The sequence below is a fragment of the Rhodococcus sp. B10 genome (assembly GCF_011770055.1).
Classification (GTDB): Bacteria; Actinomycetota; Actinomycetes; order Mycobacteriales; family Mycobacteriaceae; genus Rhodococcoides; species Rhodococcoides kyotonensis_B.
Genome location: NZ_JAAFYV010000008.1, coordinates 113,398 through 129,452 on the forward strand (window position 1 = coordinate 113,398; position 16,055 = coordinate 129,452).

General features: G+C 65.2%; 14 protein-coding genes. 3 read left to right on the forward strand and 11 right to left on the reverse strand.

Going from position 1 to position 16,055, the window contains the following annotated elements; translation table 11 throughout:
• Positions 1 to 6: 6 nt before the first annotated feature.
• The 10 genes from mtrB to RhoFasB10_RS07740 all read right to left on the reverse strand — a co-directional run bounded on the left by mtrB (position 7) and on the right by RhoFasB10_RS07740 (position 12,077).
• Positions 7 to 1,770 (reverse strand): MtrAB system histidine kinase MtrB, encoded by a 1,764-nt coding sequence (gene mtrB / locus RhoFasB10_RS07695; RefSeq protein ID WP_068421510.1) that lies wholly within the window; start codon positions 1,768 to 1,770, stop codon positions 7 to 9.
• Positions 1,767 to 2,444: an MtrAB system response regulator MtrA gene (gene mtrA / locus RhoFasB10_RS07700; RefSeq protein WP_068421513.1), complete on the reverse strand. Its 678-nt coding sequence runs from the start codon at positions 2,442 to 2,444 to the stop codon at positions 1,767 to 1,769. The genes mtrB and mtrA overlap by 4 nt, the downstream gene beginning before the upstream one ends.
• Positions 2,445 to 2,448: 4 nt before the next feature.
• On the reverse strand, positions 2,449 to 3,114 hold the full coding sequence (locus RhoFasB10_RS07705) for a dTMP kinase (protein WP_167675851.1): 666 nt from the start codon (positions 3,112 to 3,114) through the stop codon (positions 2,449 to 2,451).
• A 13-nt stretch (positions 3,115 to 3,127) separates the two neighbouring features.
• Complete coding sequence (ahcY, locus tag RhoFasB10_RS07710) at positions 3,128 to 4,627, reverse strand: adenosylhomocysteinase (RefSeq protein WP_167675853.1); 1,500 nt, start codon at positions 4,625 to 4,627, stop codon at positions 3,128 to 3,130.
• An 83-nt stretch (positions 4,628 to 4,710) separates the two neighbouring features.
• Entirely contained in the window at positions 4,711 to 5,826 is a 1,116-nt protein-coding gene (locus RhoFasB10_RS07715) for an alkane 1-monooxygenase (RefSeq protein ID WP_167675880.1), read from the reverse strand.
• Between the two features lie 224 nt (positions 5,827 to 6,050).
• Positions 6,051 to 7,574 carry an amino acid permease gene (locus RhoFasB10_RS07720; RefSeq protein WP_068421642.1) on the reverse strand — a complete coding sequence of 508 codons (1,524 nt, stop codon included), beginning with the start codon at positions 7,572 to 7,574 and terminating at the stop codon, positions 6,051 to 6,053.
• 59 nt (positions 7,575 to 7,633) lie between these two features.
• Positions 7,634 to 8,857: a mannose-6-phosphate isomerase, class I gene (gene manA, locus RhoFasB10_RS07725; RefSeq protein ID WP_167675855.1), complete on the reverse strand. Its 1,224-nt coding sequence runs from the start codon at positions 8,855 to 8,857 to the stop codon at positions 7,634 to 7,636.
• On the reverse strand, positions 8,857 to 10,011 hold the full coding sequence (locus tag RhoFasB10_RS07730) for a tobH protein (RefSeq protein WP_167675857.1): 1,155 nt from the start codon (positions 10,009 to 10,011) through the stop codon (positions 8,857 to 8,859). The genes manA and RhoFasB10_RS07730 overlap by 1 nt, the downstream gene beginning before the upstream one ends.
• Before the next feature lie 78 nt (positions 10,012 to 10,089).
• Positions 10,090 to 11,457 carry a phosphomannomutase/phosphoglucomutase gene (locus RhoFasB10_RS07735; RefSeq protein ID WP_068421524.1) on the reverse strand — a complete coding sequence of 456 codons (1,368 nt, stop codon included), beginning with the start codon at positions 11,455 to 11,457 and terminating at the stop codon, positions 10,090 to 10,092.
• Positions 11,458 to 11,660: 203 nt separating this feature from the next.
• Positions 11,661 to 12,077, reverse strand: a complete 417-nt coding sequence (locus RhoFasB10_RS07740) for a DUF3499 domain-containing protein (RefSeq protein ID WP_174551350.1) — start codon at positions 12,075 to 12,077, stop codon at positions 11,661 to 11,663.
• 73 nt (positions 12,078 to 12,150) lie between these two features.
• On the opposite strand from RhoFasB10_RS07740, the gene RhoFasB10_RS07745 reads away from it, so the two are divergent.
• Positions 12,151 to 12,633: a metallopeptidase family protein gene (locus tag RhoFasB10_RS07745; RefSeq protein WP_068421527.1), complete on the forward strand. Its 483-nt coding sequence runs from the start codon at positions 12,151 to 12,153 to the stop codon at positions 12,631 to 12,633.
• Positions 12,634 to 12,657: 24 nt separating this feature from the next.
• Here the strand turns inward: RhoFasB10_RS07745 and RhoFasB10_RS07750 are convergent, their stop codons facing one another.
• Positions 12,658 to 12,891: a WhiB family transcriptional regulator gene (locus RhoFasB10_RS07750; RefSeq protein ID WP_027498876.1), complete on the reverse strand. Its 234-nt coding sequence runs from the start codon at positions 12,889 to 12,891 to the stop codon at positions 12,658 to 12,660.
• Positions 12,892 to 13,694: 803 nt separating this feature from the next.
• On the opposite strand from RhoFasB10_RS07750, the gene cofD reads away from it, so the two are divergent.
• Both cofD and RhoFasB10_RS07760 read left to right on the forward strand, forming a co-directional pair.
• The gene (cofD, locus tag RhoFasB10_RS07755; RefSeq protein WP_167675859.1) at positions 13,695 to 14,663 is read left to right on the forward strand and encodes a 2-phospho-L-lactate transferase; all 969 of its coding nucleotides are present in this window, start codon (positions 13,695 to 13,697) and stop codon (positions 14,661 to 14,663) included.
• A complete protein-coding gene (locus RhoFasB10_RS07760; protein ID WP_167675861.1) occupies positions 14,660 to 16,015 on the forward strand; it encodes a coenzyme F420-0:L-glutamate ligase in 1,356 nt (451 codons plus the stop codon). Before cofD ends, RhoFasB10_RS07760 begins: the two co-directional genes overlap by 4 nt.
• The last annotated feature ends 40 nt before the right edge of the window (positions 16,016 to 16,055 follow it).

Here is a 16,055-nt window from a genome sequence, read left to right on the forward strand (position 1 = left end):
GACGATTCACGCATCTCCTTCGTTGCCGTGCGCATCGGGCGAGGAGTCCGACGCGCGGGGCACGGTCAACGCTTTCGTCGCACTGTCCACCTTGGGGACTGCCACTGCGCGGGTGATCTGTTCCTGCGGCAGCGGCTGTCCCTGGCTGTACGGCTTCGTGCTCGGTTTGAGCGGGAGCGGGCTCCCGATGACCTTGTGTCCTCGGACGAGCGGCAAGGTCAGCCGGAAGCATGCTCCTTCGCCGAGCGCGCCCCATGCCTCCAGCTTGCCATCGTGCAACCGGGCGTCCTCGACACTGATGGCGAGACCGAGACCGGTGCCTCCCGAACGACGCACGCGCGACGGGTCCGAACGCCAGAACCGGTTGAAGACCAGCTTCTCCTCGCCCGGCCTGAGCCCGATGCCCTGATCACGAACGACGAATGCGGCAGCGTCCGAATTGGCTCGCAGCCGCAACAGAACCGGCTTTCCCTCGCCGTGGTCCACTGCGTTCGCCAGCAGATTGCGCAAAATGCGCTCCACACGCCTCGGGTCGACCTCGGCGATGACGGCCTCGTCCGGCATGTCGACGATCAACTCGGTTCCGCTCTCCTTCGCCAGATGGCGAACGGTCGACACCGCGGCCCTCGCACACATCCTGAGGTCGAGTTGTTCGGCGGCGAGCTCGGCGACACCGGCGTCGTGACGGCTGATCTCGAGCAAGTCGCCGAGCAGTGTCTCGAACCGATCGAGTTCGTTGACGAGAAGTTCCGACGACCTCCTCAGCGCCGGATCCATGTCGGCGCTGCCGTCGTGGATGAGGTCGGCGGCCATGCGCACCGTCGTCAGCGGTGTGCGCAGCTCGTGACTGACGTCGGATGTGAAGCGGCGCTGCAGATTACCGAACTCTTCGAGTTGGGTGATCTGCTTGGACAGACTCTCCGCCATCTCGTTGAACGACATCGCGAGCCGCGCCATGTCGTCCTCGCCGCGCACCGGCATTCGTTCCTTCAGCCTGCCGTCCGCGAAGCGCACTGCGATGCGCGACGCCGACCGAATGGGAATGACCACCTGCCGCGCGACGAGCATCGCGATCGCGGCGAGCAGAACCAACAGAACGACGGCGCCGATCAGCAGCGTGCCACGCACGAGCGACAACGTGCGTTCCTCGCTGCCGAGTGGAAACACGAGGTAGAGCTCCAGTGTGGAGATGTCGGACGCCGTGGGAGTCCCGAGGATGAGCGCCGGGCCGGAATATCCACCCTGCTCGGGGTCGGTGACCGTCGCGAACTGATAGCTGATCTGGCCGCTCGTGACGAAGTTGCGCAGGCTCTGCGGAATCTGATCCGCGGGTCCGACGGACGCGTCGGCGCGCACGCTGTCGCCTTCGACGACGAGGACCGGGTCGAACGTTCCCGCCGATCCCGACGCCTGACCTGCATCGATGTCTCTACTCGTCAGCTGAGCGCGCGCACGTTCGAGGCGCAGATCGAGACCCGTCGAGTCGTCGGCGCCCGCCAACGATCCTTCGACGGTCATGCGGCTCCGATCGAGCTCCTCGGTGGCCGCAGTGATCTTGGCTTCCAGCAGACGATCGGTGATCTGGCTGGTCAGCACCATTCCGAGGATGGTGATGACGACCAGGGACAGCGTCAGTGTCGACACGACCACACGTAGCTGCAGCGATCTGCGCCAGACGTGACCGAGCGAGGTGCTCACCGAGCGAAACCAACGCAGGAGCGGCGAGAACGTTCCGTTGATTCGTCGCCGCGAGTGAGAGAACCAGATCACGGCGGTCCGGCCTTGTAGCCGACCCCTCTCACGGTCAGCACAACCTCGGGGTTCTCCGGATCCTTCTCGACCTTGGCGCGCAGACGCTGAACGTGCACGTTGACCAGCCGGGTATCGGCTGCGTGACGGTAACCCCACACCTGTTCGAGCAACACTTCGCGAGTGAACACCTGGCGCGGCTTGCGCGCAAGTGCCACCAGGAGGTCGAACTCGAGCGGTGTCAGCGACACCAGTTCTTCACCACGGCTCACCTTGTGCGCGGGGACGTCGATGACGATGTCCGCGATGGACAGCAGCTCGGCAGGCTCGTCCTCGGTACGACGCAGGCGTGCGCGAACGCGAGCGACGAGCTCCTTCGGCTTGAACGGCTTCATGATGTAGTCGTCGGCACCCGATTCGAGTCCGAGGACGACGTCGACGGTGTCGGTCTTCGCCGTCAGCATCACGATCGGTACACCCGAGTCGGCGCGCAGCACGCGGCACACGTCGATCCCGTTCATCCCGGGAAGCATCAGATCGAGCAGAACCAGATCGGGCCGGTTCTCCCGGACTGCGGACAGCGCTTGCGTGCCGTCACCGACCACGAACGGTTCGAAACCCTCGCCGCGAAGGACGATGGTCAGCATTTCGGCGAGAGCCGAATCGTCGTCGACTACAAGAATCCGAGGCTTCATGGTCCTATGTTGTCACTTTCCCGCTGTCAGGTGGCTCATTGAACACGTCGGCGGCGAGTCGATCCGGATCGACGTCGGGCCCGACGACCTCCCACCGGGACGCCCAGTTCGATGCGGCGAGCCCGCCGTACACCGCCGACGTCCGGCTCTGCAGAGATCCGTCTCGTTCGTAGGCATCGCGCGTGCGCGAGATGTCCTCGCTCTCGCGTGACGCCGCACGTTCGGCCGCCAACTCGACGGGGACGTCGAGCAGAATCTGCACGTCGGGAACCGGCAAGCCGAAGCGATCGAATTCGAGCGCACGAATCCACTCGACCGCGTCACCGTCGGCGCTCTCCGACAACCTCGCGGCCGTGTATGCGGCATTGGACGCGACGTACCGATCGAGCAGCACGATATCGTTGCGTGACAACGCTTTTCGCAGATCCTTCGCTGCATACTTCCGGTCGAGAGCGAACAGCAGGGCCATCGCATGCACGCTCTGTGCGGTATCGCCGTGCCGACCCCGCAACGCTTCCGCAGCCAGGTCCGCGTGGATGGAGTAGTCGTAGCGCGGAAACCCGATGCGGATCACGTCGAGGTCGTCGCGCTCCCACGCCGAGACGAGCCGACGGGCGAGCGTGTTCTTGCCCGCGCCGTCGACTCCCTCGATGACGATCAGTTTTCCCATGTGCCGAGCGACGTCAGTAGCGGTAGTGCTCGGGCTTGTACGGACCCTCGACGTCGACGCCGATGTACTCCGCCTGCTCCTTGGTCAGCTTGGTGAGGGTGCCACCGAGAGCCTCGACGTGGATGCGCGCGACCTTCTCGTCGAGGTGCTTGGGCAGCCGGTAGACCTCGTTGTCGTACTCGTCGGGCTTGGTCCACAGCTCGATCTGCGCGATGACCTGGTTCGAGAAGCTGTTGCTCATCACGAACGAGGGGTGGCCGGTCGCGTTGCCGAGATTGAGCAGACGGCCCTCGGACAGCACGATGATCGACTTGCCGCTGTCGAAGATCCATTGATCGACCTGAGGCTTGATGTTGAGGCGCGTCGCACCCGAGCGTTCGAGGCCTGCCATGTCGATCTCGTTGTCGAAGTGGCCGATGTTGCCCAGGATCGCCTGGTCCTTCATCCCCTTCATGTGCTCGAGGGTGATGATGTCCTTGTTGCCGGTGGACGTGATGACGATGTCCGCCTGGCCGATCCCCTGCTCGACGGTGACGACGTCGAAGCCGTCCATCAACGCCTGGAGAGCGTTGATCGGGTCGACTTCGGTGACCTGGACGCGGGCTCCCTGGCCTGCGAGCGACTCGGCGCAGCCCTTGCCCACGTCGCCGTATCCCGCGATGAGAACCTTCTTGCCACCGATGAGCACGTCGGTGCCGCGGTTGATGCCGTCGATCAGAGAGTGGCGGGTGCCGTACTTGTTGTCGAACTTGCTCTTGGTGACCGAGTCGTTGACGTTGATCGCCGGGAACGCGAGCTCACCGGCCGCCGCGAACTGGTACAGGCGGAGCACACCGGTGGTGGTCTCCTCGGTCACGCCCTTGACCGACTCGGCGATCTCGGTCCACTTGGACGTCGAGGCCTCGAGCGAACGGCCGAGCAGACGGAGGAAGACCTTGTACTCGTCGGAGTCGTGGTCCTCGTCGATCGGAGGAACGACGCCTGCCTTCTCGAACTGGGCACCGCGCAGCACCAGCATCGTGGCGTCGCCGCCGTCGTCGAGAATCATGTTCGCAGGCGCGTCGGGCCAGGTCAGCATCTGCTCGGCTGCCCACCAGTACTCTTCGAGCGTCTCGCCCTTCCAGGCGAAAACCGGGACTCCGGAGGGAGATTCGGGTGTTCCGTTCGGGCCGACGACGATGGCGGCCGCCGCGTGATCCTGGGTCGAGAAGATGTTGCACGACGCCCAGCGCACCTCGGCACCGAGCGAGACGAGCGTCTCGATCAGCACGGCAGTCTGGATGGTCATGTGCAGCGAGCCCGAAATACGTGCGCCCTTCAACGGCTGCACGTCGGCGTATTCGCGACGCAACGCCATCAAACCGGGCATCTCGTGCTCGGCGAGGCGAATTTCCTTGCGGCCGTATTCGGCGAGCGACAGGTCCGCGACCTTGAAGTCGATGCCACCGAGGACGTCCGCGGTGAGTGCCGATCCTGTTGCCGAACCCTCGTTCGGCGTTACTGAGGTCGTCATCTTGCCTCTCCTGGTTGCGTGAAGTTCCATCGGCAAGGCTATCCGGTCGGGTTCGGTGCGCGTCGTCCCACCTGCCCGCCGGTCTATGCTGCCCGATTTGTCCCGATGTCGTGCTTCGCCAGGATCTTCTCGCGTCGGCGAGGCAGGATGTTCGTGCGCGTGACGTCGCCGTCGTAGTGCGCCAGCACCCGAGGGTCCATCACGCGACGCCACAGCGGCGGCGCGAGCGCGAGCAGCACCATCGTGGCATACCCGGCAGGCAGCTGCGGCGCTTCGTCACAGGCACGCAGCGTCTGATACCGCTTGGCGGGGTTGGCGTGGTGGTCGCTGTGTCGCTGCAGGTGATACAGAAAGATGTTGGTGCACAGCCGATCGCTGTTCCAGCTGTGGCGCGCGGACGTCCGTACGTAGCGTCCTCGGGCGTTCTTCTCACGCAGCAGTCCGTAGTGCTCGACGTAGTTGATGACTTCCAACAGCAGAAATCCGACGACGGCCTGCACCGCCAGGTACGGCAGAATCCCCGGGCCGAACACCAGCGCCAGGACGGCGAACAGGGCCAGGGACATCAGCCACGAATGAACCAGATTGTTGCGGATACTCCAGGTGCGCAGGCCGAGACGGGCGAGCCGTTGCTTCTCGAGCGACCATCCCGACCGTAGGCCGCCGATCACGCTGCGCGGTAGAAACGTGTAGACGTCCTCGCCGAAGCGCGCCGTCGCCGGATCCTCGGGGGTGGCGACACGCACGTGGTGGCCCCGGTTGTGCTCGACGAAGAAGTGTCCGTAGAACGTCTGCGTCAGCGCGACCTTCGCCAGCCATCGCTCGTGCTGCTCGATGCGGTGGCCCAGCTCGTGGGCTGCATTGATGCCGGTGCCCGCGACGAGACCGACGGTGACGGCCAGGCCGACCTTGTCGACGACGGTCAGCCCGCCGAACGCCCACATCCAGCAGGCGACGAGCAGCGTGACGAACTGAACCGGCAGGAACAGGTAGGTGCACCAGCGGTAGTACCGGTCCTGTTCCATCGACTCGATGTCGTCGTCGGACGGATTGTGACCGTCCTCGCCTGCGAGGGCATCGATGATCGGAATGACGACGAAGAAGATCATCACGCCGCTCCACCAGAAGATCGGCATGCCCGTCCACATCACGAGCTGTGACGGAAGAAGCGCCGACGCGGGAGCGAGTAGGCCGAGCATCCACAGGTACCGTTTCACGCCTCGGCGCCGACGGAGCGATGCACTCGGCACCTCGTGTTCGACTGAAACGCTGCTGGTGGGTGCATCCACGGATGCACCCACCTGGCCGACCCCACCCAACGCGAACCCCCTCGTTATCCGACTCAAGGTTGGTTCGGGAAGCTTATAACAACCGTACGACCGGCTGGAAGCGCGACGATCCGTCCCGTCATCCGGTTCTCGACCTACTCGCGCGCCGCCTGAGCGATCGATTGCTCGCGCTCACGGATCGTCTTCTCGGCGTTACGCCTGCTGTACAGGAAGTAGATCGCGACGCCGATCGCCATCCAGACGAGGAATCGGATCCACGTCTCGACGGACAGATTGATCATGAGCCACAGGCATGCAACGACCGCGAGAATCGGAATGACGGGCATCAACGGAACCTTGAATCCGCGCGGAAGATCCGGGCGGGTTCGACGCAGGACGATCACTCCGATGGACACGAGCACGAATGCGAAGAGCGTTCCGATGTTGACCATCTCTTCGAGCGTGCCGATCGGGAAGAACGCGGCGAGAACGGCCACGACGAACCCGACCAGCAAGGTGATACGGACGGGGGTTCCGCGTCGGCCGGTCCGCGCGAGCCCACGGGGAGCAAGACCGTCACGCGACATGGCGAACAGCACACGCGTCTGTCCGAGCATGAGCACCATGACGACGGTCGTCAGGCCGGCGAGCGCTCCGAACGAGATGATGTTCTTCGCCCACGTGAGGCCGTTCAGTTCGAATGCGGTTGCCAGCGTCGAGGAATCGCCCGCCAGTTCGGTGTACTTGACCATGCCGGTCAGGACCAGGGTGACCGCGACGTACAGAACGGTGACGATCGCGAGCGAACCGAGGATGCCTCGTGGGAGGGCCTTCTGCGGCTGCTTCGTCTCCTCTGCGGTGGTGGCGACGACGTCGAAACCGATGAACGCGAAGAAGACGAGGCTGGCGGCGGCGAGCAAGCCGTACCAGCCGAACGTGCTTCCACCGGCCCCGGTGACGAACGAGAACAGAGACTGGTGAATACCCTCACCCGTCGATCCGGGCTCGGACGGCGGGATGTACGGCGAATAGTTGTCGGTCTTGATGTAGAACGCACCGACGACGACCACGAGAAGCACGACCGCGACCTTGATGGCGGTGATGACGAAGGACACTCGCGAGGAGAGCTTGGTACCGGTGGCCAGCAGCGCGGTGATGATCAGCACGATGAGCAGTGCGCCCCAGTCGAAGTTCAGCGACCCGATCTCGATCGTCGGCGACGCGGATCCGAGAACCTCGCCGAGGTACAGCGACCATCCCTTGGCGACGACCGAGGACGCCAGCGCGAACTCGAGGATGAGGTCCCATCCGATGATCCACGCGATGAACTCGCCGAATGTGGCGTAGGAGAACGTGTACGCGCTGCCCGCCACGGGAACCGTCGACGCGAACTCGGCGTAGCACAAGGCAGCAAGACCGCACGCGACAGCGGCCAGCACGAATGCGAGAGACACCGACGGACCGGCGACGTTGCCCGCGGTGCGCGCGGTCAGGGTGAAGATGCCCGCACCGATGACGACCGCGACACCGAACACGGTCAGGTCCCAGGACGTGAGGTCCTTCCGGAGCTTGGTGTCCGGTTCGTCGGTGTCGCGCATCGACTGCTCGACCGACTTCGTCCGGAAGATCCCGGAACGGCGTGCCGGCTGCTTCGAGTTGCCGGCGCCCTCTTCATGCATGTGTTCCACCTGTCGACAATTCTGCTTGGCGCAGACTCATGTGTTGTGCATCTCGTACGCTAGCCGACTGTGGCGCTGAACACTTCTGCCGCGCCCCACCGGGCATGCACCGCAACCACCGGATCCGCCGCCGGTACCCATACCGACGCGCCGCGTTCGAGGATCAACTCCGTGTTCCCGTCGTCGAGCGCGACGCGACCGTCGGTGCACAAGACTATCTGGGGTCCTGCGCTGTCCAGCTTCACCGAGCTTCCGTCGGCCAGCGTCGACCTGGACAGAGCGAACTCCGGGGCCGGAGTGTCGTAGCGCACGGGCAGTTCGACCGAATCGAGGGCCGGATCGAGCACGGTCACCTCGGCCGGCTCGAAGTCCAGTACGCGCAGCAATTCCGGTACGTCGACGTGCTTGGGCGTCAGACCGCCTCGAAGTACGTTGTCGGAGTTGGCCATGATCTCCACACCGGTACCCGACAGGTACGCGTGCAGGTTGCCCGCAGCGAGGAAAAGACCCTGCCCCGGGTTCAGGGTGACACGGTTCAACAGCATCGCCGCGAGAACACCCGCGTCGCCCGGATAGGACTCACCGAGCTCGAGCAACGTCCTGGCCTCGGCGACGAACTTGCCCCCATCCTCCTGCGCGCGCGTCGACAGGTACTGGACCAGACCATCGGCCACGAGGGGCAGCAACGCATCGAGCGCGGGGCCGGGCAGGGTGATCCACGACGTGAACACGGTGCGCAGTCCGGCTTGATCGGGCTGGTCGGCGAGCAGCGAACGGTAGACGGACAGCGCCTCGACACCGAGCGCATCCATGAACTCCACGGTCTGCCGTGGGCACCGGAAGCCTGCGAGCGCATGGAATTCGGTCAACGCCACGATCAGCTCGGGCTTGTGGCTGGCGTCGCGATAGTTGCGGACCGGCGAATCGATCGGGACGCGCAGTTCTTCCTCGCGCGCGAAGCCTTCCTTCGCTTGCGCGGCGCTCGGGTGGGCCTGCAGCGACAGGGGCTCGTCCGCCGCGAGCAGCTTGAGCAGGAACGGCAGCCGTCCCTCGTACGTCTCCGCGGTATCGGCGCCCAGCTCGCGTACCGGGTCCTCGTCGATTCGCGTCAGCAGCGACTGTTTCGACGAACCGTCGCCGACGTGTGCCGGATCGGCGGGATGGGCACCGAGCCAGATCTCCGCTTCCGGATGTTCCGACGGCACCGTGTGCCCGCGCAGCTCCGCGAGCGACGTCCGCGACCCCCACGCATACGACCTGACTGCCCCGTGCAGGAAATGCACTACCTACCGCCCATCACATGTAGATACGCGGCGGCCATTTCCAACCGCGTCGCCAACAACGTCATAGCTCCCAGTTCGCCCAGGTTCACGGCTTCGATGTCGGGCGTCCGGTCCTCCGGCACTCGCCGACCGGCTTCGGAGTACCCGGACGTCCGCGGATCGAACATCGTGGTGTCCGCGGACAACACGAGCGCGTCCGGGACTGCTGCGGTCCGCCGTTCCGTCAGCGCGACCGCGTCCGGCGGGGAGCACACCACCACCCGTACCGGTGGCTGGGGTCGCGGCCCGTCCAGTTGCTCGTCGTGGAACAACGGGTCGTACGACGCGCCACTGTCGGTGGCGGCAGACCGTCCGGCAGCGACGGCGGCGAACACGACGTCGCCGAGTTCTCCCGTGGCGCTCACGACGCCCGCTGCTCGGAACAACACCTCGCCGGCGTGACGGGCGATCTCGACCGCCACTGGACTGGATCCGGTCAGTACCACCCGCGCCCCCGAAATTCGCGCCGCCAGGGACTTCGCAGGGTTGTGGAACACCTCGTGCGTCGGGTGATTCCGCGCCGCTTCTGCGTCGAGGAGATCGGCCACGACGTCGAGGTCGGGCAGCAACTGCCGGTAGGCACCGTCGGCGAGAGTGCCGAGGACTGCGATACCCGCAGCCAGATAACGCATGATCGTATTGTGTTCTCGCACTGCGATTTTCGGTGGAACGAACACTGCTCGACCTGCAGCCGCCGACCGCAACGGCCCTTCGTCCGGCGTCACGAGCACGGTCTCGGCACCGCGTCGCACCGCGGCCGCCGTCGACTCCGCGAGCCTCGGGTCTCCCGCATCGTCACCGCTGACGAGCACGACGTCCAAGGGCCCCACCCATGGCGGTGTCCCTGGTGCGTGCACGAGCGGAACTCCGATTCGCGAGCCGAGAGCGGCGACGAGAACGGATGCCGCCCGTCCGGCTCTACCGTCGCCGCAGACGAACACGACGCTGCGGGGACGCAGATCGCGCAGCCGATCGGACACCGATTCGACGACGGCGGTCGAGGTGGCCCGAGCCTGAGCTCCCGCCAGGGCTGCGCTACGAAGAACACCGTCGACGTCGGCGGCGACCAGAGCGTCGGAGTCGTCGAGATCGAACAGGGGCGACGCGGCAGTCATGATCCGTCGACACCGTCCTCTCCTCGTCGAACTCGCTCGTTCACTCTTTCGGTCCGATCTACTCGTTCACTATTCCAGTCAGGCTCGCACCACGCCGAGTATCTCGGAGGTCAATGCGTCGACCTCCTCGCTCGTGCGGGCTTCGACGTTCAGCCGCAGCAGTGGCTCGGTGTTTGACGCACGGAGATTGAACCAGGCACCGTCTTTCAGGTCGACGGTGACGCCGTCCAAGCGATCGACTGCGCTGGTGCGATCGGCGAACGCGTCGAGCACAGCGGCGGTTCGTTCGGCTGCGTCGGCGACCGTCGAGTTGATCTCGCCCGACGCCGCGTACGTCTCGTAGGACTGCATCAGCTCCGACAGGGGACGGTCCTGCGAGCCCAGCGCGGCCAGCACGTGCAGCGCGGCAAGCATGCCGGAATCCGCACCCCAGAAATCGCGGAAATAGTAGTGCGCCGAGTGCTCGCCACCGAAGATCGCTCCGGTTTCGGCCATCTGCTGCTTGATGAACGAGTGGCCGACGCGGGTGCGTACGGGCGTGCCACCGAGCTCGGTGACCAGTTCCGGCACAGCGCGCGACGTGATCAGGTTGTGGATGACCGTCGCGCCGGGCTCCTTGGCGAGCTCGCGTTCGGCAACGAGCGACGTCACCGCGGACGGAGACACCGGATCGCCCTTCTCGTCGACGACGAAGCACCGGTCCGCGTCACCGTCGAACGCGAGTCCGATGTCGGCGCCCGTCTCGACGACGAACTTCTGCAGATCCTTCAGGTTCTCGGGATCGAGCGGGTTGGCTTCGTGGTTCGGGAAGGTTCCGTCGAGCTCGAAGTACAGCGGTTCGACGGTGACGGGCAGCGACCCCAGAACCGCTGGAACCGTGTGTCCGCCCATGCCGTTGGCAGCGTCGACCGCGATCTTGACGCCGGACACCTTCGTCAGGTCGACCAGTTCACGCACGAACGCCGCGTACTCGTCGAGAACGTCGCGCTCCGATATCGTTCCCGGCTCACCTTCGTAGGCGGGGATGCCGTCGACCAGTTCGGCTTTGATCTTGTCCAGGCCGCTGTCCTGACCGACGGGCTTCGCGCCGGCTCGGCACAACTTGATGCCGTTGTACTGCGCGGGATTGTGGCTGGCGGTGAACATCGCACCGGGGCACTCCAGAAGACCGGATGCGAAGTACAGCTGGTCCGTCGACGCCAGTCCGATCAGGACGACATCCAATCCCTGCGCGGTGACGCCCTCGGCGAACGCCCGTGACAATTCGGGAGACGAAGGACGCATGTCGTGGCCGACGACGACGCGGTCGGTCGAGCCGTCCCGCACCAATCTGGCGAATGCTGCACCGACGTCACGTACGAACTCGACGTCGATCTGCTCACCCACCACCCCTCGCACGTCGTAAGCCTTGATGACCGCGTTGACGGACTCGGTAGTTCGTGCCACGAACGACTCCTCGTGATGTGGGTGGGGCGAACGGTCCAGAATTGGATGCGACGATCGAACTCGATCTAAACATCGAACTCGATCACGAATCTTCCACAACCGGGCGAACGGGGCGCGTCGAACTCACCGAGTTGTGATCGAAAGTATGCGAAACACGCTCGCGCAGAACAACTGGCGGCGAGCAGAGACGCAGCGAAGTCAGGTCAGGACGTCGGGTCCGGCAGTACGCGCAGATGTCCGCGGCGACCCGTGCGCGCGGGCGGCGGCGTCGGTCGATCCTCGGAGTCCTCTCGACGAGCATGGCGCCCCTCGGACTGAGTGCTCACCTCGTCCGTACGCGGGCGATCGCCGCGGCCGGCCTCGCGGACGGCCTCGGCGAGAGCGGTCAGATCGTCCTCGTCGGGCGAGGTGGAGGAGTAACCGCCCTCGTAGCGGACGAGCTCCCAGCCCTTCGGAGCCGTCGTGGTCGAGGCATGCACTTCACACAGGTCCCACGAATGCGGCTCGTCCACGGTGGCGAGAGGTCCGACGACCGCGGTCGAATCGGAGTAGACATACGTGAGCGTCGCAACGGCCGAACGACTACACCCCGGTCGGCAGCATCCACGCAGTGATCTCACATGCGAGAGACTACCTCCCCCGCTCCGGCCGACCCCTCGACACACCGCGAATCACCGAAGATAACCTCACGGTATGGCCAGAACGGGTTCCGGACACACATCACGATCCGCCGAACGACGCGGTCGCGGGATCCGCGGACCGATCATCCCCCCGGATCTGCCGGGCCATCGCACACGCGCCGACCGCTTCGATCGTGCCGTGCTCGAGGCGTTCGCACGCATCGACCACCGACTGCACGAACGCCTCGAACGTCTCGACATCGCGGTCGACGAGGTCCCGAAGATAAGAGCGATCGACCCGGACTCGATCGATTGGCCACCGGAGGTGGTGGCAGAGGGGCCGGTTCCGCTGTCGCGGCTGGTGCCCGCAGGAATAGACCGGCGCGGAGAGACGACACGCGCCCGGATCGTTCTTTTTCGACGCCCACTCGAACGTCGCGCCCAGCACCCCGAGGATCTAGAGGATCTGCTCTACGAGGTGTTGGTCGAACAGGTCGCAACCTACCTCGGCGTCGAACCCGAGGTCGTCGACCCGGAATTCGACGACGACATGTAGGCCCCGCCGACGGTCGGCGGCTGATCAGACGATGCCGCGCTTGAGCCTTCTACGCTCGCGCTCGGACAGTCCACCCCAGATTCCGAAGCGCTCGTCGTTCGCCAGCGCGTATTCGAGGCACTCGTCCTTGACCTCACAGCCGAGGCAGATGCGCTTCGCCTCGCGAGTGGATCCACCCTTCTCCGGGAAGAACGCTTCGGGATCGGTCTGAGCGCACAGTGCACGCTCCTGCCACTGATCCTCGATCTCCTCGAACATCTGATCGAAGCCGGCGATCAGACTCAGAAGCGGCTTCTCCGGTGCGCGCGACGAGATCTCGTCACCGTCGAAGTCGACGAGGTCGTCGTCGCCTCCGTCTTCGGCTCCGTCATCGTCAATCGAATCGGTTGCCGCAGAATCGCTTTCGTCGATCACCGCGGCCGCGAGATACGCGGCGCCCGCGTCGACCGGCGTCACGTCCGGCGACGGAGCCACGGACACCGAGGTGGCGTCCGCACCTGCGTCGGCGGTCGTGCCGATCGAGATGTCGATCATGTTGTCGTCGCAGCCGCGTGATGCTGCGCCTGCTTCGGAATCGGTCTGCGGCGCGTGGTTGACTGCGCTGAGGTGAGCACCGGTTTCGCCCCGTGTTTCACGTGTCACGTGCTGGTCGTACATCGCTTCCGCCTCCTCACCTTCGAATAGCGCAGAAAATTCGGTCGGTTCCGAATACCTTGCCCCGCGCCGGTATTCGCTGCCACCCAACGAACCCTCGACCTTTACTACACGTCCCGACGCGATGCCGCCACATGGGAACGCGTGTTCGAATCCAGGGCCACTCCAACGAAATTCGTCGAACGATCGTGGAATGACATACATGTGATTAGACACGCCGGACACCGCTGCGGTCAAGCTGATCGACGATATTCCAATACCATCTTCGGCTCGAATTCGGCACCCTCCCCGAATCGGCGAGCGTCGTCAGCGTGTCGCAGGTGTTCGCGCGTGGAGCGAGCGCCGGACTCGATCCACGAGGCACTCGCCTACCCACGGTTCACGCGCACGGCCTAGGCTTCGACCTTGTGAAAGTTACTGTCTTGGTCGGAGGCGTGGGCGGAGCCCGGTTCTTGCAGGGTGTGAAATCCCTTCTCGGGGAGGACGACGAGATCACCGCGATCGTCAATGTCGGTGACGACGTGTGGATGCACGGGTTGCGCATCTGCCCCGATCTGGACACGTGCATGTACACGCTCGGCGGCGGGATCGACACCGAGCGCGGATGGGGCCGCGTCGCGGAAACGTGGCATGCACGAGACGAACTCGCCGCCTATGGAGCCGACCCGGATTGGTTCGGCCTCGGTGACCGTGACATCGCGACGCATCTCATCAGGTCCAGAATGTTGCGCACCGGATACCCGTTGTCGGCCGTCACCGAAGCTCTCTGCAACAGATGGAAGCCGGGGTTGCGTCTACTGCCGGTGACCGACGACCGAAGCGAGACGCACGTCGTCGTCACCGATCCCGAGGATCCGAGCGGTGAATCGCACCGCGCAATTCACTTCCAGGAGTGGTGGGTTCGCTACCGCGCACAGATCGAGACACACAGCTTCGCGCACATCGGGGCCGAACAGGCAAGTCCCGCACCGGGAGTGCTCGAGGCGATCGCCGACGCGGATGCCGTGATCCTCGCGCCGTCGAATCCCGTCGTGAGCGTCGGAGCGATTCTCGCGGTGCCCGGCATTCGCAGCGCGTTGCGCACGACGGCTGCGAAAGTAGTCGGCCTGTCCCCCATCGTCGACGACAAACCGCTGCGCGGAATGGCCGACGAATGCTTGTCCGTGATCGACGTCGAGACCACCGCGGAAGCCGTCGGAAAGTATTACGGTGCACGGTCGGACACGGGAATCCTCGACGGCTGGTTGATTCACTCGACCGACACGGCAACGATTCCAGGCGTCGACGTCCGCAGTGTTCCACTGTTGATGACCGATCCCGAGACGACCGCACGGATGGCTGCAGCCGCCTTGCACTGCGCGGGGGTGGACCTGTGAATTCTTCAGTGCCGCAGGACCATTCACCAGGCGGCCGCATCGAGGTCATCCCGGTACCGGGTCTTCCCGAGTTCCGACCGGGCGACGACCTCGCGGGCGCGATCGCCCGCAGCGCCCCCTGGCTTCGCGACGGCGACGTCCTTGTCGTGACGAGCAAGGTGTTCTCCAAGGTCGAGGGCCGACTGGTCGACGCGCCGATCGATCCGGACGAGAGGGACGCCGCCCGACGCCGCCTCGTCGATCAGGAAGCAGTACGCGTCGTCGCACGCAAGGGCCGCACGCTCATCACCGAGAACCGACTCGGGATCGTGCAGGCGGCGTCGGGAATCGACGGATCGAACGTCGATCGCGCGGAACTCGCTCTGCTGCCTGAGAATCCGGATGCGAGTGCGGCAGCGTTGAGATCCGCACTCGTCGGCTCGCTCGGTGTGACCGTCGCCGTCGTCGTCACCGACACGATGGGTAGGGCGTGGCGCATCGGTCAGACCGACGTCGCGATCGGAGCCGCCGGACTCGCCGTCGTCCACGCGTACGCGGGCGCCGAGGACAGCCAAGGGAACGAACTCGTCGTCACCGAAGTAGCGGTCGCCGACGAGATCGCCGCAGCCGGAGACCTCGTCAAGGGCAAGCTCGGTTCGGTCCCGGTCGCCGTCGTTCGCGGTCTCGCACCCGTGGACGACGGTTCCGTCGCACGTGACCTCGTCAGACCGGGCGAGGAGGACCTGTTCTGGCTCGGTACCGCCGAGTCGATCGACAAGGGCAGGCGCGACGCACTGCTGCTGCGTCGTTCGGTCCGGTCGTTCACCGACGAGCCCGTGAACGCCGACGACATCAGAGATGCAGTCGGCGACGCGTTGACCGCACCCGCACCGCATCACACGCATCCCGTTCGTTTCGTGTGGGTGCGAACGCCCGCGCTTCGTGCCCGGTTGCTCGGCGAGATGAAGGAGAAGTGGAAGCAGGACCTACGCGCCGACGGGTGGACCGAGGAGCGCATCGAGACGCGCACCTCCCGCGGAGACATCCTGTTCGACGCTCCGGAACTGGTCATTCCGTTCTGTGTGCCGGACGGTGCGCACTCCTATCCCGACGAACGCCGCACCCGCGCCGAGGACACCATGTTCACGGTCGCGGTCGGTGCGGCCGTGCAGGGACTTCTGGTCTCGCTCGCGGTCCGCGGCCTCGGAAGCTGCTGGGTCGGCTCGACCATCTTCGCCTCCGACCTCGTCCGTACCGAGCTGGGTCTGCGGGCGGACTGGAAAGCCATGGGCGCCATCGCGATCGGGCATCCACAGGAGGAACTGACACCGCGCGACCCCCGCACGCCCGGAAACGAACTGATGGAGATCTGACGTGTCCGTCACCGATGAGGCTCTCGCACTGCACGATTCG